The organism is Streptomyces sp. NPDC030183 (assembly GCF_055573455.1).
In genome coordinates this window covers 269,447-291,483 of record NZ_JBVIBK010000001.1, presented here as the reverse complement: position 1 = coordinate 291,483, position 22,037 = coordinate 269,447, and the positions used below count along the sequence as shown (strand labels likewise).

General features: G+C 70.2%; 15 protein-coding genes. 6 read left to right on the top strand and 9 right to left on the bottom strand.

The genetic code is table 11. The features are described from left to right. Nucleotides 1-88 precede the first annotated feature (88 nt). The 5 genes from ACZ4Z2_RS01230 to ACZ4Z2_RS01210 all read right to left on the bottom strand — a co-directional run bounded on the left by ACZ4Z2_RS01230 (nucleotide 89) and on the right by ACZ4Z2_RS01210 (nucleotide 5,905). Nucleotides 89-2,041, bottom strand: coding sequence for an ABC transporter permease/substrate-binding protein (locus ACZ4Z2_RS01230; RefSeq protein ID WP_468071105.1), 1,953 nt, complete (start codon nucleotides 2,039-2,041; stop codon nucleotides 89-91). Next, nucleotides 2,031-3,575, bottom strand: a complete 1,545-nt coding sequence (locus tag ACZ4Z2_RS01225; RefSeq protein WP_468071103.1) for a sugar ABC transporter ATP-binding protein — start codon at nucleotides 3,573-3,575, stop codon at nucleotides 2,031-2,033. The genes ACZ4Z2_RS01230 and ACZ4Z2_RS01225 overlap by 11 nt, the downstream gene beginning before the upstream one ends. After that, nucleotides 3,572-4,624 carry a LacI family DNA-binding transcriptional regulator gene (locus tag ACZ4Z2_RS01220; protein WP_468071101.1) on the bottom strand — a complete coding sequence of 351 codons (1,053 nt, stop codon included), beginning with the start codon at nucleotides 4,622-4,624 and terminating at the stop codon, nucleotides 3,572-3,574. The genes ACZ4Z2_RS01225 and ACZ4Z2_RS01220 overlap by 4 nt, the downstream gene beginning before the upstream one ends. A gap of 387 nt (nucleotides 4,625-5,011) precedes the next feature. Beyond that, nucleotides 5,012-5,449, bottom strand: coding sequence for a glutaredoxin domain-containing protein (locus ACZ4Z2_RS01215; protein ID WP_468071099.1), 438 nt, complete (start codon nucleotides 5,447-5,449; stop codon nucleotides 5,012-5,014). A gap of 51 nt (nucleotides 5,450-5,500) precedes the next feature. Further along, entirely contained in the window at nucleotides 5,501-5,905 is a 405-nt protein-coding gene (locus tag ACZ4Z2_RS01210) for an ATP-binding protein (protein ID WP_468071098.1), read from the bottom strand. A 203-nt stretch (nucleotides 5,906-6,108) separates the two neighbouring features. On the opposite strand from ACZ4Z2_RS01210, the gene ACZ4Z2_RS01205 reads away from it, so the two are divergent. Both ACZ4Z2_RS01205 and ACZ4Z2_RS01200 read left to right on the top strand, forming a co-directional pair. Next, entirely contained in the window at nucleotides 6,109-6,945 is an 837-nt protein-coding gene (locus ACZ4Z2_RS01205; RefSeq protein WP_468071096.1) for a helix-turn-helix domain-containing protein, read from the top strand. An 8-nt stretch (nucleotides 6,946-6,953) separates the two neighbouring features. Next, complete coding sequence (locus ACZ4Z2_RS01200) at nucleotides 6,954-7,139, top strand: DUF397 domain-containing protein (RefSeq protein ID WP_468071094.1); 186 nt, start codon at nucleotides 6,954-6,956, stop codon at nucleotides 7,137-7,139. Between the two features lie 115 nt (nucleotides 7,140-7,254). Here the strand turns inward: ACZ4Z2_RS01200 and ACZ4Z2_RS01195 are convergent, their stop codons facing one another. Continuing rightward, entirely contained in the window at nucleotides 7,255-10,293 is a 3,039-nt protein-coding gene (locus ACZ4Z2_RS01195) for an MGH1-like glycoside hydrolase domain-containing protein (RefSeq protein ID WP_468071092.1), read from the bottom strand. Between the two features lie 191 nt (nucleotides 10,294-10,484). Here ACZ4Z2_RS01195 and recD2 point away from each other — a divergent pair, with 191 nt between their 5' ends. Together recD2 and ACZ4Z2_RS01185 are read left to right on the top strand one after the other, a co-directional pair. Beyond that, nucleotides 10,485-12,740, top strand: coding sequence for an SF1B family DNA helicase RecD2 (recD2, locus tag ACZ4Z2_RS01190; RefSeq protein ID WP_468071091.1), 2,256 nt, complete (start codon nucleotides 10,485-10,487; stop codon nucleotides 12,738-12,740). Between the two features lie 270 nt (nucleotides 12,741-13,010). Then, nucleotides 13,011-14,300, top strand: a complete 1,290-nt coding sequence (locus tag ACZ4Z2_RS01185) for a citrate synthase (RefSeq protein ID WP_468071089.1) — start codon at nucleotides 13,011-13,013, stop codon at nucleotides 14,298-14,300. Nucleotides 14,301-14,974: 674 nt separating this feature from the next. Here the strand turns inward: ACZ4Z2_RS01185 and ACZ4Z2_RS01180 are convergent. From ACZ4Z2_RS01180 to ACZ4Z2_RS01170, 3 genes are all read right to left on the bottom strand, one after another. Continuing rightward, nucleotides 14,975-17,248, bottom strand: a complete 2,274-nt coding sequence (locus ACZ4Z2_RS01180; RefSeq protein WP_468071087.1) for a heavy metal translocating P-type ATPase — start codon at nucleotides 17,246-17,248, stop codon at nucleotides 14,975-14,977. A gap of 82 nt (nucleotides 17,249-17,330) precedes the next feature. Beyond that, nucleotides 17,331-17,570 (bottom strand): heavy-metal-associated domain-containing protein, encoded by a 240-nt coding sequence (locus ACZ4Z2_RS01175; protein ID WP_468071085.1) that lies wholly within the window; start codon nucleotides 17,568-17,570, stop codon nucleotides 17,331-17,333. Nucleotides 17,571-17,686: 116 nt separating this feature from the next. Beyond that, on the bottom strand, nucleotides 17,687-18,379 hold the full coding sequence (locus tag ACZ4Z2_RS01170; RefSeq protein WP_468071083.1) for a TetR/AcrR family transcriptional regulator: 693 nt from the start codon (nucleotides 18,377-18,379) through the stop codon (nucleotides 17,687-17,689). Between the two features lie 160 nt (nucleotides 18,380-18,539). Between ACZ4Z2_RS01170 and ACZ4Z2_RS01165 the strand changes: the two genes are divergently transcribed. After that, on the top strand, nucleotides 18,540-20,849 hold the full coding sequence (locus ACZ4Z2_RS01165) for an MMPL family transporter (protein WP_468071081.1): 2,310 nt from the start codon (nucleotides 18,540-18,542) through the stop codon (nucleotides 20,847-20,849). Between the two features lie 112 nt (nucleotides 20,850-20,961). Further along, the gene (locus tag ACZ4Z2_RS01160) at nucleotides 20,962-22,014 is read left to right on the top strand and encodes a zinc-dependent alcohol dehydrogenase family protein (RefSeq protein ID WP_468071079.1); all 1,053 of its coding nucleotides are present in this window, start codon (nucleotides 20,962-20,964) and stop codon (nucleotides 22,012-22,014) included. Nucleotides 22,015-22,037 lie beyond the last annotated feature (23 nt).

The following is a 22,037-nucleotide window of genomic DNA, read 5'->3' as shown; positions in this document are numbered from 1 at the left end:
GGTTGGAGCCGCCCGCCGGCCGGTCGCGCCGGAGGGCGGAAATGCCGAGGCGGCCGGACGGGTCCCCCCGTCCGGCCACCGCGTCGTGTCAGCCGCCGAACTCGGCCACGTTCTTCGCCGTGACCACCTTCACCGGCACCATCACCGACTTCCTCACCTTCTCGCCCTCGGCGGCCTTCACCGCGTTGCGCACCGCGATCCTGCCGAGTTCGGCGGGCTGCTGCGCGACCGACGCGTACAGCGTGCCGCCCTCGACGGCCTTCAGACCGTCGGCGGTGCCGTCGAAACCGATGACCTGCACGGACTTCCCGGCCTTGGCGCCGAGCGCCTTGATCGCGCCGAGCGCCATCTCGTCGTTCTCCGCGAAGACGCCGTCGACGTCGGGGTTGGCCTGGAGGAGGTTCGTCATCACGTCGAGGCCCTTGGTGCGGTCCCAGTCGGCGGGCTGCTTGGCGAGGACCTTGATGCCCGGGTACGCCTTCAGACCCTCGGCGAAGCCCGCGCCGCGCTCCCGGCTGGCGGAGGTCCCCGCCTGGCCCTGGAGGATGACGATCTCGCCCTTGCCGCCCAGCTTCTCCGCGAGCGCCTTCGCGGCCAGCTTCCCGCCGCTGACGTTGTCGGAGGCGACGAGCGCGGCCGTGTCCGCGCCGTTGACCGCCCGGTCGACGGCCACCAGCGGGATGTCCGCCTTGTTCACGGCCTTCGCCGCCGGGGTCACCGCGTCGGAGTCCACCGGGTTCACGATGATCGTGCCGAGACCCTCACTGGTGAAGTTCTGCAACTGGTTGGCCTGCTGCGAGGCGTCGTTCTGCGCGTCCGTGACGGACAGGTCGACGCCCAGCTTCTTCGCCTCGTCCTGCGCGCCGGCCCGGATCTGCACGAAGAAGGGGTTGTTCAGCGTGGACAGCGACAGCCCGATCTTCTGGCTCTTGGCCGCCGACGAACCGCTGTGCAGGAAGGACGTCGCGCCCACGACCGCCGCCGCGACCACCGCGGCGAGGACGTACGTCAGCGCCTGCCTGCCCCGGCTCCCGGAACTCCCCGTACCGGCCGCCACCGGGGTCGCCCCGGCCTTGCGGCGGACCGTGTCGAGGAGCACCGCCAGCGCGATCACGACACCGATGACGACCTGCTGCCAGAACGCCGACACCGACAGCAGGTTGAGGCCGTTGCGCAGCACCGCCAGGATCAGCGCGCCGATCAGCGTCCCCGACGCCTTGCCCGTGCCGCCGGCCAGCGAGGCGCCGCCGATGACGACCGCCGCGATCGCGTCCAGCTCGTAGCCCTGCGCGGCCTGCGGCTGCGCGGACGACAGCCGGGAGGCCAGCACGATGCCCGCCGCCGCGGCGAACAGGCCCGACAGGGCGTAGATGACGAGCTTCTGCCGCTTCACCCGCAGGCCGGACAGCCGGGCCGCCTCCTCGTTGCCGCCGATCGCGTACATGGCCCGCCCGATGTACGTACGGCCCAGGATGACGGCGGTGATCAGACCCATCACGACCATCACCAGGACGGGCACCGGCAGCCAGCCGCCGAGGTTGTCACCGAGGTGCGACACCGACTCCGGGAACGCGATCGGGCTGCCCTGCGAGATCACCAGCGACAGACCGCGCCCCACCGACAGCATCGCGAGCGTCGCGATGAACGGCGGCAGCTTCCCGTACGAGACGAGGAAGCCGTTGACGAGACCGCACACGATGCCGGTGACGACCGCGAGGAGGACGGCTATCGGGACCGGTACGCCCTCCGACGTGGCGCTCCAGGCCAGCACGGTCGCCGACAGCGCCGCCACCGAACCCACCGACAGGTCGATGCCCGCCGAGACGATCACGAAGGTCACACCGAAGGCGAGGATGGCGGTGACGGCCGCCTGGACGCCGATGTTCAGCAGGTTGTCGGCCGTCAGGAAGTCGCCGGACAGCACCGACATGGCGACGACGAGGACGATGAGGGCGCTCAGCGCGCCGTTGTCGAGCAGGATTCTGCGCAGGCCCGAGGGGCCACTCGCGCCCGTCGTGCTCTTGAGCGTGTCAGCGGCCACCGGTGGCCTCCGTTCCGGTCGTGGTGGTGTGCGGGGTGGTGGTGTTCGGGGTGGACACGGCGAGCGCCATCACCGCGTCCTGGGTGGCCTCGGCGGCGGGCAGTTCGCCCGCGATCCGCCCCTGGGCCATGACGATCACCCGGTCGCTCATTCCGAGCACCTCGGGCAGATCGCTGGAGATCATCAGGACGGCGGCGCCGGCCGCCGTCAGCTCGTTGATCAGCTCGTAGATCTCGACCTTCGCGCCGACGTCGATACCGCGCGTCGGCTCGTCGAGGATCAGCACCTTGGTGTCGGCGAGCAGCCACTTGCCGATGACGACCTTCTGCTGGTTGCCGCCGGACAGCGTCCGCACCGACTGGCCCAGCCCGGCCATCCGCACGCCCAACTGCTCGGCGACCCGTGCCGCGTTCGCCCGCTGCCCCTTGAGGTCGACGAACCCGCCCCTGGTCGCGCCCCGCAGGGTGACCAGACCGAGGTTCTCCTCCACGGACGCGTCCAGCACCAGGCCCTGGCCCTTGCGGTCCTCGGGCACGAGACCGACGCCCGCCGTCATCGCCGCGTTGACGTCATGCCTCGGGACGGGGGCGCCGGAGACCTTCACGGTCCCCTTGTCGTACGGGTCGGCACCGAACACGGCCCGCACGACCTCCGTACGCCCGGCCCCGACGAGTCCGGCGACGCCGACGACCTCCCCGGCCCGCACCTCGAAGCTCACGTCGTGGAACACGCCGTCCCGGGTGAGCCCCTCGACGACCAGCAGCGCCTCCCCGGCGTCCGGCCGCCGACGCGGGTACTGCTGCTCGATCGACCGCCCCACCATGAGCCGTACGAGCTCGTCCTCGGGCGTCGACGCCGGGACCTGCCCGACGCTCTTCCCGTCCCGGATCACCGTCACCCGGTCGCCCAGCGCGGCGATCTCCTCCAGATGGTGCGTGATGAAGACGATCCCGACCCCGTCCGCACGCAGCCTGCGCACGATCGCGAAGAGCTTCTCGACCTCCTCGGTCGTCAGCACGGCCGTAGGCTCGTCCATGATCAGCACGCGCGCGTCCAGGCTGAGCGCCTTCGCGATCTCGACCATCTGGAGCCGAGCGATACCGAGTTCCCGCACGCGCGCGCGGGGCGACACGTCCACGCCGACCCGCTCCAGCAGGACGGCGGCGTCCGCCTCCATCCGCTTGCGGTCGATCATCCCGAAGCGGCGCGGCTGCCGCCCGAGGAAGATGTTCTCGGCGACCGTCAGATCGGGTACGAGGTTGAACTCCTGGTAGATCGTCGCGATCCCGAGGCGCTCGGAGTCCTGCGCGCCCTGGATGCGCACCTCCTCGCCGCCGGCCAGGATCCGCCCGGCGTCGGGCGTGTAGGCACCGGAGAGCATCTTGATCAGCGTGCTCTTGCCGGCGCCGTTCTCACCGAGCAGTACGTGCACCTCGCCCCGGCGCAGATCGAAGTCGACGCCGTCCAGCGCGACCACACCGGGGAAGGACTTCCGTATGCCTTCGATGCGCAGCAACTCGTCCGAATTGCTCACGTCTGGCTCCTGTTCGTTACGGGGGACGGCTCTGGGGAAGCCGGTCGCTCGGGGGGAGCGGTCTCGCCGCACGAGCGGCGTACGACGAGACGGGCGGGGAGGGTGACGGACTGCGGGGGCCGCCCCTCGATGCGGTCGACCAGCGCGCGCACGGCGGCACGCCCCAGCTCGCCCGTGGGCTGGGCGATCGCCGTGATCGGCGGATCGGTGTGCACGAACCAGGGGATGTCGTCGAACGCGGCCAGCGCGATGTCGTCCGGAACCCGCATGCCACGCGCGCGCACCGCGTCCAGCGCGCCGAGCGCCATCAGGTTGTCGGCCGCGAACACGACCTCGGGCGGCGTGGCCAGATCGAGGAACCCCTCGGTGACCCGGCGCCCGCTCTCGGCCTTGAAGTCGCCCTGCCCGATGTACGCCTCGGGCAGTTCCAGCCCGTACGCGCGCAGCGCCGCACGGAACGCCGCCACACGCTCCTGGCCGGTCGTGGTCGCCGCCGGGCCCGCGATGATGGCCAGCCGCCGGTGCCCGAGCCCGTGCAGATGCGCCACGAGATCCCGCACGGCGGTCTGCCCGTCGGCCCGGACCACGGGCACCTCGACCCCCGGGATCCACCGGTCCACGAACACCATCGGCGTCCCCGCCCGCACGGCGTCCAGCATCAGCGGGGAGCCGCCGTCGGTGGGGGAGACGAGCAGCCCGTCGATACGCCGGTCGAGCAGGTTCCGCACATGGTGGTCCTGGAGGTCGGGCCGCTCGTCGGCGTTCCCGATGATCACGCTGTACCCGAGGGCGCGGGCCTCCTCCTCCACGGACCGCGCCAGCTCCGTGAAGTACGGGTTCATCACGTCGCTGATGACCAGGCCGAGGGTGTGGGTCTGGTCGGTGCGCAGGGAGCGGGCGACGGCGTTCGGGCGGTAGCCCAGCGCCGCTACGGCGGCCAGCACCCGCGCGCGGGCGTCGGCACTGACCGACGGATGGTCGTTCAGCACCCGCGACACCGTGGCGACGGAGACCCCCGCCTCGGCAGCGACATCCTTGATGCTCGCCATCGCCGCTCCACCTCCTCGTGGAATCGATTACACCGACGTGTGTAGGGAGGATTGGAATCGATTACACGAACGGAGACAAGGGGGTGGGGATGGCCGAAATTCAATCGTGACCGAGGGGGCGTGACCGGCGTCGCGAGGCGCGAGGGTCCGAGCTCGAAAGCCGAGGGCCGCTCGAAAGCCCTCCTCCGCGGGGCGCCGGCCCGGGAGACCGAACGCGGGCCGGTGGATCAGGCAGCGGTGGAGACCAGGAGGGCGCTCCTGCGCGGTGACAGGGCCGGCTCGGCAACGGGCAGGAGCGCCCCCCTGAAAAGCAACGGTGGTCTCGTCGGCTGATCGCCCGACCCGACGACGCGGCGTCGTCGTGCTCGACCAGGACGCCGGTGCCGGTCAGGCGGGCCGGGAGAGCTGTGCGCGCACCCAGCCGGGGTCGGGGTTGGTGTGGGACCGGCCCGCCACGACGACGGTCGGCACGGTCTCGTTGCCGTCGTTGGCCGCGCGCACCACCGCGGCTCCCGCCGGGTCACTCCAGATGTTCACCCAGTACGCCCGCCGGGCGCCGCTGCCCAGTCGGAGGCGCAGGCGCATGCAGTACGGGCAGCCCGGCCGCCAGAACACGACGGGCCGGCCGTCGACCGCGCTGCGCCGTTGCGCCTCTTGTGCGCCGATGGACTTCGGGAAGATCAGGGGCGAGTTCACGCCGGCGAGCACCAGGAACACCGGCAGGAGTACCGCGGCCGTACCGACGTCCCCCTTGGTGATCTGCGCGGCCGTGACGACCGAGCCGCAGAGCACGAGCAGTATCGGCAGGATCCAGGCGCGCATCATGATGCCGCAGCCTATCGATGAGTCGAACTGCTTCTCGTTTCCCGGAACGCCCTACGCTGCCACCAGCTCGCACCACACGTACTTGCCCGGACTGCCGAACCTGGCGGACGGCATCCATCCCCAGTACTGCGTACACGCCGCGACGAGGCCCAGTCCCCGTCCGCCCTCCTGCTCACCCACCAGCTCCAACCGCTGTGGCGGTTCCGGCGGTTCAGGGTCGGCGTCCCAAGCCCCGATCCACACCATCCCCTCCGGCGACCGCCGCACCCTGAGCGCGGCGGGCCCCTTCGTGTGCAGCACTGCATTGGAGACCAGCTCGGTCGCGAGCAGTTCGGCGGTGTCCACGAGGCCGACGAGGTCGTGCAGGGTGAGGATCAGCCGCAGGGTGCGGCGGCAGACGGTCACGGCTCTGGGGTCGTTGGGGATGTGGAGGGTGTAGTCCCAGGTTTCGGGCATGGCTCATCAACTCCGGGCAGAGGCAGGAGGGTTCGCACACGGTGGCATTGCCGACGCCGTCGTGGCACGACGGAGCGGTGCGCTTCCGTAGGGTGTTCGTCGCGTCACAGACGGTAGATCTAAATTTAGGGACGCTGCAAGCCGATCGCGTAATCTGACGCCGAACGAGTCGCGCCCGCGGGGTGCCTGAGGAGGGCCATTCGATGGTGAAGAGGCGCGAGCCGACGGCGCGTCAGATGCGTCTGGCGACGGAGCTGCGCAGGCTTCGCGAAGCGGCAGGGCTTTCCTCCCGGGAGGCGGCGTCGCTGCTCGGAGTGGCCCCCGCCCAGATCACCCATATCGAGTCCGCGCTCGCGGGGGTGAGCGAGTTGAGGGTCCGCCGTCTCGCGTCCCATTACGCCTGCGCGGACGAAGAGTTCATCGACGCCCTGGTGGCGATGGCCACCGATCGCACGCGAGGCTGGTGGGAGGAGTACCGGGGCTTTCTGCCCACCCCTTTCCTGGACCTCTCCGAACTGGAACACCACGCTCGGTTTCTACGCCACGTGGCGATCCTCTACGTCCCCGGCCTGTTGCAGACCGAGGACTACTCACGTGCGGTCTTCTCGTCCCGAGTGCCGGAACTCACCGGCGAGGAGATCGAGTTGCGCATCCAACACCGAAAGGATCGCCAGCGGTTCACCGTGCCCTACGAGGCGGTGATCCACGAGGCGGCACTCCGGATCAGAGTCAGTGGCCGTGACACCGCAAGGGCCCAACTGGCCCGATTGATCGAACTCTCCGAAGCGGATCACATCTCCGTGCGGGTCATCCCGTTCGATCTGGACGGCTTCGCCAGTGCCGCAGGCACGATGACCTACGTGGGCGGCCCCCTGCCCAAGCTGGACACGGTGGTCCGTGACGCGCTCCATGGATCGGCCTTCATCGATTCCGAAGCCCAGCTCCACACCTATCGAACGAGCTTTCGTAAGGTGGAGGACGCGTCACTCGATCCCGGACAGTCGCGCGAGTTCATCCACAGACTGGCCAAGGAACTGTGAGGAACCCCATGGACCACTGGCGGAAGTCGTCCTACTCGGGCCCCGGCGACGGCAACGAGTGCGTGGAGATAGCCACCACCCCCACCCACATAGCCGTCCGCGACTCCAAGACCCCCGCCGCCCGCACCCTCACCTTCCCCGTCGCCGCCTTCGCCCCCTTCCTCGAAGCCCTGAAGGCGCACCCCCGCCGCTGACCGTTCCCGGGGCACAGCCGGAAACGGCCGAGGCCCGCCGCACCCCCAGGGGGGCCTCGGCGGACCTCGGCGGTCAGCTCAGGGACTCACGCTCGGACGCGCACGGCGTCACTCCTCAGGACGTGAACGGCGTGGACCCGTCCTCCGCCGTGATGCTCCACAGATGGTCGGCGGTCCCGTTGTCGTCCCATTGCAGGGCCGGAGCCCCGGACGACTTGGACATCCCGTCGATCCCCAGCACCAGCCCGCTGTTCTTGTTGACGATCTTGGCGTAGCCGTCACCGGCGTCGACGATCGACCACAGATGGTCGGCGGTCAGCGTGTCCCCCCACTGCAACGCCACCGCGCCGGCGGTCTTGGACGCGTCCTTGACGCCGAGCACCTGACCGCTGTTGGTGTTGAAGATCTTGTAGTAGCCGTTCTCGGCCGGGACGATCTTCCACCAGTGGTTGGCGCTGTCACTGGCGCTCTGCTGCTGTACGGCACCTCCGGCGGCGATCGAGGAACCGGCGATCCCGAGCTCCAGGGTGCTGTTCTTGTTGACGATCTTCACCCGCGGTGTCTCCGGGTACCAGGACTCCAGCTCGGTGACGCCGACGAACTTGCCCGCCTGCGGTGTGAAGACCACCCGGAACTGGGACGTGGTGATCGTCGGGAAGGTCACCTCGTTGGCGTTGTTCGCGGCCGGCGCCGCCGGGCTCTTGGTCTGGCTCGGGACGCTCACCCAGGCCCCGTCCTTGAGGTACTGGACGGTGTAGCTCGCCGGGACGCGGATGTTCGCGCCGTCGTCGTAGGTGTAGAACTTCACCTCGTTGATCTTGCGGGGCGCCCCGAAGTCGACACCGAGGTGGTCGGTGGCGTTCGGCGACCCGGAGTTGGTCCACCGGTCGTCGGGGATCTTGTCGTAGCGGATCCAGCCGTCCGTCGCCCGGAGCGGGGCGTCGAAGGTGGTGGGCTTGCAGGTCTGGCCGCTGTGGCAGTGCGGGCCGTTGGAGACGGTGTTGGTGTAGGAGGCGAACGCCTTCGGGTAGGGCTGGGTGATGGCGCGGCCCAGCCAGTCCTGCTCGGCGGTGAGCGGGTTGGCCGCCACGTTCATCAGCCGCGGGGGCTGCGCCGGGGTGACGGGGGCGGCGACGTTCACGGTGGTGTTGCCGACGGTCGACGACTGGTGGATGCGGACGCCGTCCTGGAAGATCTGCAGCCCGCTGCCCTTGCCGTAGTGCGAGCCGTCCCGGTCCCAGCGGATCGAGTAGGTGTGGCCGTGGTACGGGAGGCTCTCCACCGCGAAGTAGTCCCAGCTCGACGGGACCAGCGGCTTCAGCACCAGCGTGTTGTCCGCCTGCGGCTTGATGCCCAGCAGGCCGGTGAGCACCAGGTCGTTGAAGCTGGAGTGGTTGTAGTGCTCGCTGAAGTTGAACCCGTCGTAGATCCACTCGCCGGTGTCACCGTTGGCGGCCTCGGCGATGTAGGGCTTGCCGTCCTTGTGCTGGAGGTCGGCGAACTGGGCCAGCATCGTCTGGTAGTCGGTCTTGGTGACGAAGCTCTGCGCCGGGTAGTCCTGGAGCAGGTTCGCCATGCCGGTCAGGACCTGGCTGGTCTGGAACGGCCAGCTCGGGCCGTTCCAGTGGCAGCAGTTGGCGTCGTCGCGCTTCTGCACGGCGGGTATCGCCTGGTAGTTGAAGTACGGGTTGGCGGTGATCCGGTCGATCTCCGCGAAGCTCGTGCCCTTGGCGAACTTCAGCGTGTTGGCCCCGGCCTTCATGGGGACCTGCACGGTCACGGACTGCGTCTCGGAGAACTTCTGCCAGGCCCCGGTGGGCGCGTAGCTGACCGTGACCGGGTTCGCGGTGTCGTCGTTCACGATCAGCTTGTGGGTCGACGTGCCGGACGTGCCGTTGGCGTAGTGCACGGTCACGGGGTACGTCCCGGCGCCGGGCGCGTTCACGGTGAAGGTGACGTAGCTGTCGTCGAAGTCGATCTGGCCGACGTACTTGCCGTTGGAGGCGGTGGACCCGCTGAAGATGTTCGCGTGGTTGACGGTGGCCTGCTCGGCCTCGAAGTCGTGCACCCGCTCCAGCGTCGTGGGCCCGAACGGCGCCTTGAACCGCTTGGGGTCGTTCAGGTACTTCCATGCCGACGAGTACTGCGCGTCGGGCAGGTTGAACGCCCAGGGCGCGTAGCCCATCAGCTCCCGCCAGGTCGTCCTGGTCTGCTTCAGGGTGCCGTTGGTGCTGTCCGTGTTGTAGACCTGCATGAAGAAGTTGCGCTGCGGGTCCCACAGCGAGTTCTGCACGGCTGACTTGAGCTGTGCGGCCTTGGCGTCGTAGTCGTTCGCGGTCGCCGTGTCGCCGTTCATGGCGGCGATCTTGCTGATCGCCTGGGCGGCGGCGTACATGTACGCGTTGATGGTGGGCCGGTAGCCGCGCCCGCCGCTGAACCAGTTGCTGCTGTGCATCGACGTCTCGGTGTACTCGGTGGCGTCGGACAGCGGGCTCTGGTGGTACAGGTCGCTGGTGGACTGCGTGCCGTCGACCGTGATGTCGGTGTTGAAATTGGAGTCCCACCGCTTGTACAGCGCGATGAGGTGGGGGAGCGCGGACTTGATCTGCGCGGCGTCCCCGGTGACGAGGTACCGCTGGTACGCGGCACTCGTGATCCACTCGCTGAAGTTCCGTACGCCCGAGTTGCCCGCCCCGCGCAGCCAGAAGTCCAGGTAGTCACCCGCGTAGGCGCGGTTGTGCAGCCAGCGGCCGTCCAGCAGGTGGTAGCCGGTGGCGTCCGGGAGCGCGGTGTACGGGTTCCCGGCGTAGCCGATCGGGACGTCGTACTCGGTCGACACGTACCCGGTGCCCGGCACCGTGTAGCGCAGGGCGCGCTTGAAGGTGCTCCACCGGTAGTAGTAGACGTCGTCGATGTCGTTGTCGGGGGTGTCGAGGAACGGGATGTTGTCCTTGTACCACTGGGGCTCGTCGAGCTGGTTGGCCGCGAGGATCGCGTCCTTGTCCAGCGCGACGGCGCCCGGGTCGTCGGCCGCCTGGGCGGACGTGGCACCCGGTCCGGCGGACAGCAGACTGATGGACAGCACCGAGCCGCACAGGGCGGCGAGGGCGCGGCGGCTGCGTCTGGGGCGGTTGCGCATAGAGGTGTCCTCCATTGGGCACTCATGCGGTGGTTCGACGTTCGAGATCACGAACGCTGTTCGAGGGGTTGGGAGACGGTAGGGACAGCCATGGCCGAAAGTCAATGGTTCGCGTAAGTGGACGCAAAGCACTCAAGGAGAGGTGCGCGGACGGAGCTGTCCACGCGCCGTCCGCCCTGTCGGACCTCGGCGGTAGCGTCGTAGCCATGCCCAATCAAACGGGGACCGGCGAGCGCCGACCGGCCGTGCTCGAAGGCGTCCTGGAGCGCATCACCTACGCCAACGAGGAGAACGGCTACACGGTCGCCCGCGTGGACACCGGCCGCGGCGGCGGAGACCTGCTCACCGTCGTCGGCGCGCTCCTCGGCGCCCAGGTCGGCGAGTCCCTGCGCATGGAGGGCCGCTGGGGCTCCCACCCGCAGTACGGCAAGCAGTTCACCGTGGAGAACTACACGACCGTGCTGCCGGCCACCGTGCAGGGCATCCGCCGCTACCTCGGCTCCGGCCTGGTCAAGGGCATCGGCCCGGTCTTCGCCGACCGCATCACCCAGCACTTCGGTCTGGACACCCTGAAGATCATCGAGGAGGAGCCGAAGCGCCTCATCGAGGTCCCCGGCCTCGGACCCAAACGCACCAGGAAGATCGCCGACGCCTGGGAGGAGCAGAAGGCCATCAAGGAGGTCATGCTCTTCCTCCAGACCGTCGAGGTGTCCACGTCCATCGCCGTGCGCATCTACAAGAAGTACGGCGACGCCTCCATCGGGGTCGTGAAGAACCAGCCCTACCGCCTCGCCGCCGACGTCTGGGGCATCGGCTTCCTCACCGCCGACAAGATCGCCCAGTCCGTCGGCATCCCGCACGACAGCCCGGAGCGCGTCAAGGCGGGCCTGCAGTACGCCCTGTCGCAGTCCACCGACCAGGGCCACTGCTTCCTCCCCGAGGAGCGCCTGATCGCCGACGCGGTCAAGCTCCTCCAGGTCGACACCGGCCTCGTCATCGAGTGCCTGGCCGAACTCGCCCAGCCGGACGAGGAGTCGGGCGAGCCCGGTGTCGTACGGGAGAAGGTCCCCGGCCCCGACCCCGGTTCGGACCCGGTCACCGCCATCTATCTCGTCCCCTTCCACCGCGCCGAACTGTCCCTGTCCGCCCAGCTGTCGCGCCTGCTGCGCACCGACGAGGACCGGATGCCCGGCTTCCGCGACGTGGCGTGGAGCAAGGCGCTGTCCTGGCTCAAGGGCCGTACGGGCGCGGAGCTGGCCCCCGAGCAGGAGGCCGCCGTCCGGCTCGCCCTCACCGAGAAGGTGGCCGTGCTGACCGGCGGCCCCGGCTGCGGCAAGTCCTTCACGGTCCGCTCCATCGTCGAACTGGCCCGCGCCAAGAAGGCCAAGGTCGTCCTCGCCGCCCCCACCGGCCGCGCCGCCAAGCGCCTCGCCGAGCTGACCGGCGCCGAGGCGTCCACGGTCCACCGCCTGCTGGAGCTGAAGCCCGGCGGCGACGCGGCCTACGACAAGGACCGCCCCCTCGACGCGGACCTGGTGGTCGTCGACGAGGCGTCCATGCTGGACCTCCTCCTCGCCAACAAGCTGGTGAAGGCGGTACCCCCGGGCGCCCATCTGCTGTTCGTCGGGGACGTCGACCAGCTGCCCAGCGTCGGCGCCGGCGAGGTCCTGCGCGACATGCTCGCCGACGGCAGTCCCGTCCCGGCGGTCCGCCTCACCAAGGTGTTCCGCCAGGCCCAGCAGTCCGGCGTGGTGACGAACGCGCACCGCATCAACTCCGGACACCACCCGGTCACCGACGGCATGAAGGACTTCTTCCTCTTCGTCGAGGACGACACCGAGGAGGCGGGCCGGCTCACGGTGGACGTGGCGGCCCGTCGCATTCCGGCCAAGTTCGGTCTGGACCCGAGGCGGGACATCCAGGTGCTCGCGCCCATGCACCGGGGCCCGGCCGGCGCCGGCACCCTCAACGGCCTGTTGCAGCAGGCCATCACACCCGCCCGCCCCGACCTGCCCGAGAAGCGGTTCGGCGGCCGGGTCTTCCGCGTCGGCGACAAGGTCACCCAGATCCGCAACAACTACGAGAAGGGCGCCAACGGCGTCTTCAACGGCACCGTCGGCGTGGTCACCGCGCTGGACCCGGTCGACCAGCGCCTGACGGTCCTCACCGACGAGGACGAGGAGGTGCCGTACGACTTCGACGAACTGGACGAACTGGCGCACGCCTACGCGGTGACCATCCACCGCTCCCAGGGCAGCGAGTACCCGGCGGTGGTCGTCCCGGTCACCACCGGCGCCTGGATGATGCTCCAGCGCAATCTGCTCTACACAGCGGTGACCCGGGCGAAGAAACTGGTCGTCCTCGTCGGCTCCCGCAAGGCCATCGGCCAGGCGGTGCGCACGGTGTCCGCCGGCCGCCGGTATACGGCCCTGGACTTCCGGCTCGCGCCCCGGCCCCTGTGACCCCCAGGATCTAAGGGAGGGACCGGTGAGGGACCCTCTCGCGACTCCCCGGCGTCACGTGAGTGAAATTTGATCGATCAAATGAGTCGCAAAGGTCACACAGCCCTTCCAGATGCCGGACGGAGCGGGCAGGATGAGCAAGTTGGCGGCACTCAGTGCCGCCAATAGGCCCGATGGTCGACCCCGAGTGCACTCTCCTGAGCCAATTGGGGGATGGTAGAGACAGTCAGGGCACCTCGAAGATGAGGCACTACGTCGGTGAGGGAAGACGTGAGCGACAACTCTGTAGTACTGCGGTACGGCGACGGCGAGTACACCTACCCGGTGATCGACAGCACCGTCGGCGACAAGGGCTTCGACATCGGGAAGCTCCGGGCCCAGACCGGTCTGGTCACCCTGGACAGCGGTTACGGCAACACCGCCGCCTATAAATCCGCCATTACGTACCTGGACGGCGAGGCGGGCATCCTCCGCTACCGCGGCTACCCGATCGAGCAGCTGGCCGAGCGCTCCACCTTCCTGGAGGTCGCCTACCTGCTGATCAACGGCGAGCTCCCGACGGTCGACGAGCTCTCCAGCTTCAAGAACGAGATCACCCAGCACACGCTGCTGCACGAGGACGTCAAGAACTTCTACCGGGGCTTCCCCCGGGACGCCCACCCGATGGCGATGCTGTCCTCCGTGGTCAGCGCCCTGTCGACGTTCTACCAGGACAGCCACAACCCGTTCGACGAGCGGCAGCGCAACCTCTCCACGATCCGCCTGCTCGCCAAGCTCCCGACGATCGCGGCCTACGCGTACAAGAAGTCGATCGGTCACCCGTTCGTCTACCCGCGCAACGACCTGGGCTACGTCGAGAACTTCCTGCGCATGACCTTCTCGGTCCCCGCGCAGGAGTACGAGCTCGACCCGGTCGTGGTCTCCGCCCTCGACAAGCTCCTCATCCTCCACGCGGACCACGAGCAGAACTGTTCGACCTCCACGGTCCGCCTCGTCGGCTCCTCGCAGGCGAACATGTTCGCCTCGATCTCCGCCGGCATCTCCGCGCTGTGGGGCCCGCTGCACGGCGGCGCCAACCAGTCCGTGCTGGAGATGCTGGAGGGCATCCGCGACGCCGGCGGCGATGTCGACTCCTTCATCCGCAAGGTGAAGAACAAGGAGGACGGCGTCCGTCTGATGGGCTTCGGCCACCGGGTCTACAAGAACTTCGACCCGCGCGCCAAGATCATCAAGGCCGCCGCGCACGATGTCCTCTCCGCGCTCGGCAAGTCCGACGAGCTGCTGGACATCGCCCTGAAGCTGGAGGAGCACGCGCTCTCCGACGACTACTTCGTCTCGCGCAGCCTCTACCCGAACGTGGACTTCTACACGGGTCTGATCTACCGCGCGATGGGCTTCCCGACCGAGATGTTCACGGTCCTGTTCGCCCTCGGCCGCCTGCCGGGCTGGATCGCCCAGTGGCACGAGATGATCAAGGAGCCGGGTTCCCGGATCGGTCGTCCGCGCCAGATCTACACGGGCGTCGTCGAGCGCGACTTCGTTCCGGTCGAGGCCCGGTAAGCCTTTTCCGACACCGCTTCCCGTCCGGGGCGTGTGCGAGCCGGTCGCCCGGTTCCCGCGCCCCTTTCGGTTTCTCCGGTCGCGCGGTTTCTCCGGTCGCGCGGTTTCTCCGGACGCGCGGTTTCTACGGTCGCGCGGTCGTCTGGTCGCGCGGTTCTCCGGACGCGAAAAAGAAGGCGCCCTGCGCCGCTGGTCCCCCCACGGGCCGGCGAGCAGGGCGCCTTCCCATGTCCCGGTGCGGATTCCCCCCACGGGATCCGGCCGGGCGTCTGGTGGACCAGCGCCTGAATCGCTGAGCGGGACGGGGTCCGTCCCGCGTATATGAAGGTGTTGTGCGGTGATGTGCGGTCTGCCGGGACCCGTACGTACGGGAGGGCCGCTCAAAGCTCCCCGGGCACGTGCCCCGGCAACGCAGTTCCGGGAACGTCCCCCAAGACATCCCCAGATGCCAGTCGCGCCCCCCAAGACGCTTCTGACATCGCCAACTTAGACTCACGAACCCCTTCGTTGGTTACGTTCACATCACTGTGATCTGCGTCTCTTGCCTTATGTCCTGAAGATGCGCAAGAGACCCGATACGGCGACCGAGGCCCCAGCGTAAGGAAGATGCGCGAGCCTTGTGAAGAGCTTATGTGAGGCTGCTTCCGGACTCTAGAGGGACTTTTGCCCGGCCGTCACGAGAAGGCCCGGAGCCGCAAGCTGTTCGTGACCACGAAAACGGACGAAAAGGCCATTGCGGCCCCCGCGACCATCGGGTTCAGCAGTCCGGCGGCGGCCAGCGGCAGCGCGGCCACGTTGTAGCCGAAGGCCCAGACGAGATTTCCCTTGATCGTGGCCAGGGTGCGGCGGGACAGCCGGATCGCGTCGGCGGCCACCCGCAGATCGCCGCGGACGAGCGTGAGGTCGCTCGCCTCGATCGCCGCGTCCGTGCCCGTCCCCATGGCGAGCCCCAGATCGGCCGTGGCGAGCGCGGCGGCGTCGTTGACCCCGTCCCCCACCATCGCGACCGTACGGCCCTCGTCCTGGAGCCGCCGTACGACGTCGACCTTGTCCCGAGGCAGGACCTCGGCGATCACCTGCTCGGCGGAGATCCCGACGGCCGCGGCCACGGAGCGGGCCACGCGCGCGTTGTCCCCCGTCAGCAGGACCGGGGTCAGCCCGAGCGCCCGCAGCCGACGGACGGCCTCGGCGCTGGTGTCCTTCACCGCGTCGGCGACGGTGAGGACCCCGATCGCCACGCCGTCGCGGGCCACGACCACCGCCGTGTGCCCCTCGTCCTCCGCGGCCTCCTTGGCGGCCCTGAGCGCCTCGGGGAGGGGGCCGTCGTGGATCCGGCCCACCTCGACCTCGTGGCCCGCCACGCGGCCGTGTACGCCCCTTCCCGGTGTGCTCCGGAAGTCCTCGACGGGCGGCAGGGCGCCGAGGCGCTCCTCGGCGCCCGTGGCGACCGCCCGCGCGACCGGATGCTCGGAGGCGTGTTCGACGGCGCCCGCGAGGCGCAGGACGTCCTCCTCGGGGACGCCCTGGGCGGCGTACACCTTCCGGAGGGTCATCCGGCCGGTGGTGACCGTGCCCGTCTTGTCCAGGACGACGGTGTCGACCCGGCGGGTGGACTCCAGCACCTCGGGGCCCCGGATGAGGATCCCGAGCTGGGCCCCGCGGCCGGTGCCGACCAGGAGCGCCGTCGGTGTGGCGAGGCCCAGCGCGCAGGGGCAGGCGATGATCAGGACCGCGACCGCCGAGGTGAAGGCCGCCGCCGGGTCGTCGGTGACACCGAGCCAGGCGCCGAACGTCGCCACCGCGATCAGCAGGACGACGGGCACGAACACAGCGGAGATCCGGTCGGCGAGCCGCTGCACCTCCGCCTTGCCGTTCTGCGCCTCCTCCACCAGCCGCGCCATCCGCGCCAGCTGGGTGTCCGCGCCCACCCGGGTCGCCTCGACGACGAGCCGGCCGCCGGCGTTCACCGTCGCGCCCGTGACGGCGTCGCCGACGGTCACGTCCACCGGGACGGACTCGCCGGTCAGCAGGGACGCGTCGACGGCCGAGGAACCCTCGACGACGGTGCCGTCGGTGGCGAACTTCTCGCCGGGCCGTACGACGAAACGGTCACCGACCACGAGCCGCTCGACCGGGATCCGGGTCTCCCGGCCCTCGCGCAGTACCGCGACGTCCTTGGCGCCCAGCCGCAGCAGCGCCGTGAGGGCGGCGCCCGCGCGGCGCTTGGAGCGGGCCTCCAGGTAGCGGCCCAGCAGGATGAACGCCACGACCCCGGCGGCCACCTCCAGATAGACGGCCGAGGAGCCCGTCGTGCGGGACACGCCGAACTCGAAGCCGTGCCGCATGCCCGGCATGCCCGCGTGCCCGAGGAACAGGGCCCACAGCGACCAGCCGAAGGCCGCGAGCGTGCCGAGCGAGACCAGGGTGTCCATCGTGGCCGCGCCGTGCCGGAGGTTGGTGAACGCGGCCCGGTGGAAGGGCAGGGCGCCCCACACGACGACGGGCGCGGCGAGCGTCAGGGAGAGCCACTGCCAGTTGTCGAACTGGAGGGCCGGGACCATGGACATGAGCACTACCGGGGCGGCCAGCAGCGCCGAGACGGTGAGCCGCTGCCGCAGGGCGGCGAGCTCGGGATCCTCCACCGGGGTGTCCGCGCCCGACTCCCGGTCCGCCCCGGGGTCCACCGTCGGGGGCGCGGGGGGCGGCGGTTCCTCTGCCGTGTAGCCCGTCTTCACCACCGTGGCGATCAGATCGGCGACCTCGACCCCCGCGGGGTAGGCGATCTTCGCCTTCTCCGTCGCGTAGTTCACCGTGGCGGTGACACCGTCCATGCGGTTGAGCTTCTTCTCGACGCGGGCCGCGCAGGAGGCGCAGGTCATCCCGCCGATCATCAGTTCGACCTCATGGGCCGACTCGCCCGCGGGGGTGACTTCGGTGGTGCTGGTCATGTCCGTGTCCGTGTCCGTGCTCCGGTGAACGTGCGCAGGTGCGGCCCGGGGCGGGGCGGTGCCCCGCCTGGGCGGACGGTTCTCAGACGGTGCCGACCAGTTCGAAACCGGCCTCGTCGACGGCGGCGCGCACGGCCTCCTCGTCGAGCGGCGCGGCCGAGACCACGGTGACCTCGCCGCTGGAGGCGACGGCCTTCACCGAGGAGACACCGTCGATCTCGGAGATCTCGCCGGAGACGGCGCCTTCGCAGTGGCCGCAGCTCATGCCGCTCACCTTGTAGACGGTGGTGACGGAACCGGGAGTGTCGGTCTGGGCGGTCATGTCGTTGCTCCTCATCGGGGTGTGTGGGTACGGGTAACCCTTCAGGTCTCCTACCCTATACCCCTAGGGGGTATGAATCCAAGAGAGGTCGGGCGCTCGGGGTGGGGCGCGGGCGTTCAGGGGGTCGGGGTGGGGGCCGCGGTCGGGGCCGATGCGGAGGCCGAGGCCGCCTGCGCGTCACGGAGGCGGTCGCCCACCAGCGGGTCCAGGTAGCGGAACAGCACGTCCTTCAGCTCCTGGATGTACGCCTCGCGTTCGTCGCCCTCGCTGGCCAGGACCAGTTCGAGGCCCGCCATGTACAGGGCCATGCAGACGTGCGCGATGCGCGTGACGGCGGCGGCCGGCCGGTCGGGCAGGAGCGGTGAGAGCAGGTCCTCGACCCGGGTGATCAGGGTGTTGTGCAGGGCGTCGTGCTCCTCCGCCATCCGGCCGGGGACGTCCGGGCCGTGCATGAGGGTGAAGAACACCGGGTTGTGGCAGTTGAAGTCGATGAACCGGTCGACGGCGCCCGCCACGGCCTGCTCCAGCGGGGTCGCGGGATCGATCGGCGAGAGCGCCTCGCCGTACGCCGCCCGCATCTCGGTCATCAGCCGCTGGCCCAGCTCGATCGCGATCGCTTCCTTGTTCGGGAAGAACTGGTACAGAGTGCCCGGTGAGACACCGGCCTCGCGGGCGATCGCGTTGGTGCTCGCGGCCGCGTACCCGGTCGACGTGAACACCGAGGCCGCGGCTTCGAGGAGTTGGGCGATACGGCGCTCGCCGCGGGCCTGGCGGCGGCGCGGCTGCTCCTGCTCCTGGTGGGTGGGCATGCGGTTGTCCCCAGCTTCTCGGACCTGATTGACAAACACGAGTCGTCGCTCGCATTCTGATGAAACGCGAGCGAGGTCTCGTGTTTGCCAGTTTATGGCGTGGCGCATCCGTCCGCCCGGCTGCGCACGGCACGGATCAGAGTGAAGGGGACACCGCACCATGACCGAAGTCAACAGGCCACCCCGAGCGGGGGGCTGGACCAGACTGGTGACCGCCCGTCCCCGGCTCTCCCTGCTCGTGGCCCTGCTGATCACCGCCCTCGCGGTCGTCGCGGGCGGCGATGTCGCCGACCGTCTGACCAGCGGCGGCTGGGAGGACCCGGCGGCCGAGTCCACCTATGCGACCAAGGCGTTGCAGCGCGAGTTCCCGAACTCCCAGCCGAACCTGCTGCTGCTGGTCGACGCGGGTGACGCGTCGGTCGACGATCCGGAGGTCGCCGCCGAGGCGAAGCGGCTGACCGAGCGGCTCGCCGCCGAGAAGGGCGTCACCGGCGTCGGCTCCTACTGGCAGACCGGCGCCCCCGGCCTCCGCGCCGAGGACGGTCGGGAGGCGCTGATAGCGGCCCGACTGACCGGCGACGAGACCCGTATGAACGAGACGCTGGACCGCATCGCGCCCGAGTTCCGCGGCACGCGCGGCCCGGTCGAGGTCAAGGTCGGCGGTGTCGTCGCCGTGCGCCACGAGATGCAGACCATCATCCAGGAGGACCTCCTGCGGGCCGAGCTGATCGCCCTGCCGGTGACCCTGGTCCTGCTGGTGATGGCCTTCGGCAGCGCGGTCGCCGCCCTGCTGCCCCTCGTCGTCGGCGTCGTCGCCATCCTCGGCACCAACGCGATCCTGCGCGGCCTCACCGAGCTGACCGACGTCTCGATCTTCGCGCTGAACCTCACCACGGCCATGGGCCTCGGCCTCGCCATCGACTACGCGCTGTTCATCGTGCGCCGCTTCCGGGAGGAGCTGTCCGCCGGTGCCGAACCGGTGGCCGCCGTGGCCACCACCCTGCGCACCGCCGGACGCACGGTCCTGTTCTCGGCGCTCACGGTCGCCGTGTCGCTGGCCGCCATGGCGGTCTTCCCCCAGTCCTTCCTGAAGTCCATCGCCTACGCCGGCATCGCGGTCGTCCTGCTCGCCGCGGCGGCGGCCCTGATCGTGCTCCCGGCGGTCCTGGTGCTGCTGGGCGAGCGGGTCAACGCCCTCGACCTGCGCAAGCTGTTCAGGCGCCGCGGGGCCGAGGGGGCTCCCGCGCGGGAGGAGGGCGCTGTCTGGGGCCGTACGGCCACCCTGGTCATGCGGCGCGCCCCGCTCTTCGCCATCGCCACCACCGCCGGTCTGGTCCTCCTGGGGCTCCCCTTCCTCGGAGTGAAGTTCGGCGCGGCCGACGACCGCCAGCTGCCCGCGTCCGCCGAGTCCAGGGTCGTCCAGCAGCACATACGAGAGGACTTCCCGGGCACCCCCGGCGGCGGTCTGGAGATCCTCGCCGAGGGCGGGGCGACCAAGGCGGAGTACGCCGCCTACAAGGAGCGGGTCGCCGCCCTGCCCGATGTGCTCCGGGTGGACGGCCCCGTGGTGGACGGCGACACGGCCTACTTCACCGTCCAGACGAAGGGCGACGCGATCGACGAGGCCGCGCAGGACCTGGTGCACGACATCCGGGAGGCGGACGCCCCGTTCAGGACGTCGGTGACGGGCGGGGGCGCGGTCCTGGTCGACACCAAGGCGGCGATAGCCGGGGGCCTGCCCTGGGCCCTCTCCTTCATCGCCGTGGTCACCCTGCTGCTGGTCTTCCTGCTCACCGGCAGTGTGCTGGTCCCCCTCCAGGCGGTCCTGCTCAACGCGCTCAGCCTCACCGCGATGTTCGGCGCGATGATCTGGGTCTTCCAGGACGGCCACCTCTCCGGTCTGCTGGGCTTCACCAGCTCCGGCTCCATAGAGACGACCCTCCCGGTGCTGATGTTCTGCGTGGCCTTCGGCCTCTCCATGGACTACGGCGTCTTCCTGCTCTCCCGCATCAAGGAGGAGTACGACCACACCGGCGACCACACCGCCGCCGTCCGCTTCGGCCTCCAGCGCACCGGCGGCCTGATCACCGCGGCGGCCGTCATCCTGGCCGTCGTGATGATCGCCATCGGTACCTCACGGGTGACGAACACCAAGATGCTCGGCCTGGGCCTCGCCCTCGCCGTGCTCATGGACGCGATGATCGTGCGCAGCCTCCTGGTCCCGGCCGTCATGCGCCTCACCGGCCACGCCACGTGGTGGGCCCCGGCCCCGCTGCGCCGGTTCCACGAGCGGTTCGGCCTGAGCGAGGGGGAGTCGACCCCGCGCACGCCGACGGCCGCGACGGACAAGCACGACGACCGCGGCGCCGAGAACGACCGCGGCCCCGGCGACGAGCACGGCGCCGAGAACGACCGCGGTGCCGACAAGGAGAAGCAGAGCGACCACGACAAGGTGGAGATCTCTGGCTAGCGTTCACCGCACAGGATCTCCGACAGGTCGGTGGGCCGAGCGACAGCCCGGCTGGCCGGCAGACAGAGGGGCCGGCCGATCTGTCGGTCGGTGAGGGTGAGGGCGAGGGCGTATGCGCGCGGTGGTGTTCGAGCGGTTCGGTGAGCCGGCCGAGGTACGGGACGTGCCGGACCCCGCCCCGGCGGCCCACGGCGTGGTCGTCCGCGTCGAGGCCACCGGCCTGTGCCGCAGCGACTGGCACGCCTGGATGGGCCACGACCCCGACATCACCCCGCCGCACGTCCCCGGCCATGAGCTGGCCGGCGTGGTCGAGGAGGTCGGCGCCGGGGTGACCCGCTGGCGGCCGGGCGACCGGGTCACCGTCCCGTTCGTGTGCGCCTGCGGCGCCTGCGCCGCCTGCGCGGCCGGGGACCAGCAGGTGTGCGAGCGGCAGACCCAGCCGGGGTTCACGCACTGGGGATCGTTCGCCCAGTACGTGGCCCTGGACCACGCCGACGTGAACCTGGTGGCGCTGCCCGACGGACTGGGGTACGGCACGGCGGCCTCCCTGGGCTGCCGGTTCGCCACGGCGTTCCGGGCGGTCGTGGCGCAGGGCCGGGTCGCGGCGGGTGAGTGGGTGGCCGTGCACGGCTGCGGGGGAGTGGGCCTGTCGGCGGTGATGATCGCGGCGGCCTCGGGGGCCCGCGTGGTCGCCGTGGACGTCTCGCCCCAGGCTCTGGAGCTGGCGCGGAAGTTCGGGGCGGCGGCCGGCGTGGACGCCTCGGCGGTGGGGGACACGGCCGAGGCGGTACGGGACCTCACCGGCGGCGGCGCCCATCTCTCGCTGGACGCCCTCGGCTCCCCGGTGACCTGCGCGGCCTCGATCGGCAGCCTCCGGCGCCGGGGCCGCCACGTCCAGGTGGGCCTGCTCCCCTCCCCGACCGGCGCGACCCCCGTCCCCATGGCCCGCGCGATCGCGCTGGAGCTGGAGATCCTCGGCAGCCACGGCATGGCGGCCCACGCCTACCCGCCCATGCTGGACCTGGTCGGCTCGGGCGTCCTGCGCCCCGACCTCCTGGTCACGTCGACGATCCCCCTGGACGCCGCCCCCAAGGCCCTCACCGCGATGGGCACGACCCCGGGCAGCGGAGTGACGGTCATCGAACCGTGGGCGGAGGGGCCGTGACGGTCAGCGGGCACTGACGGTCT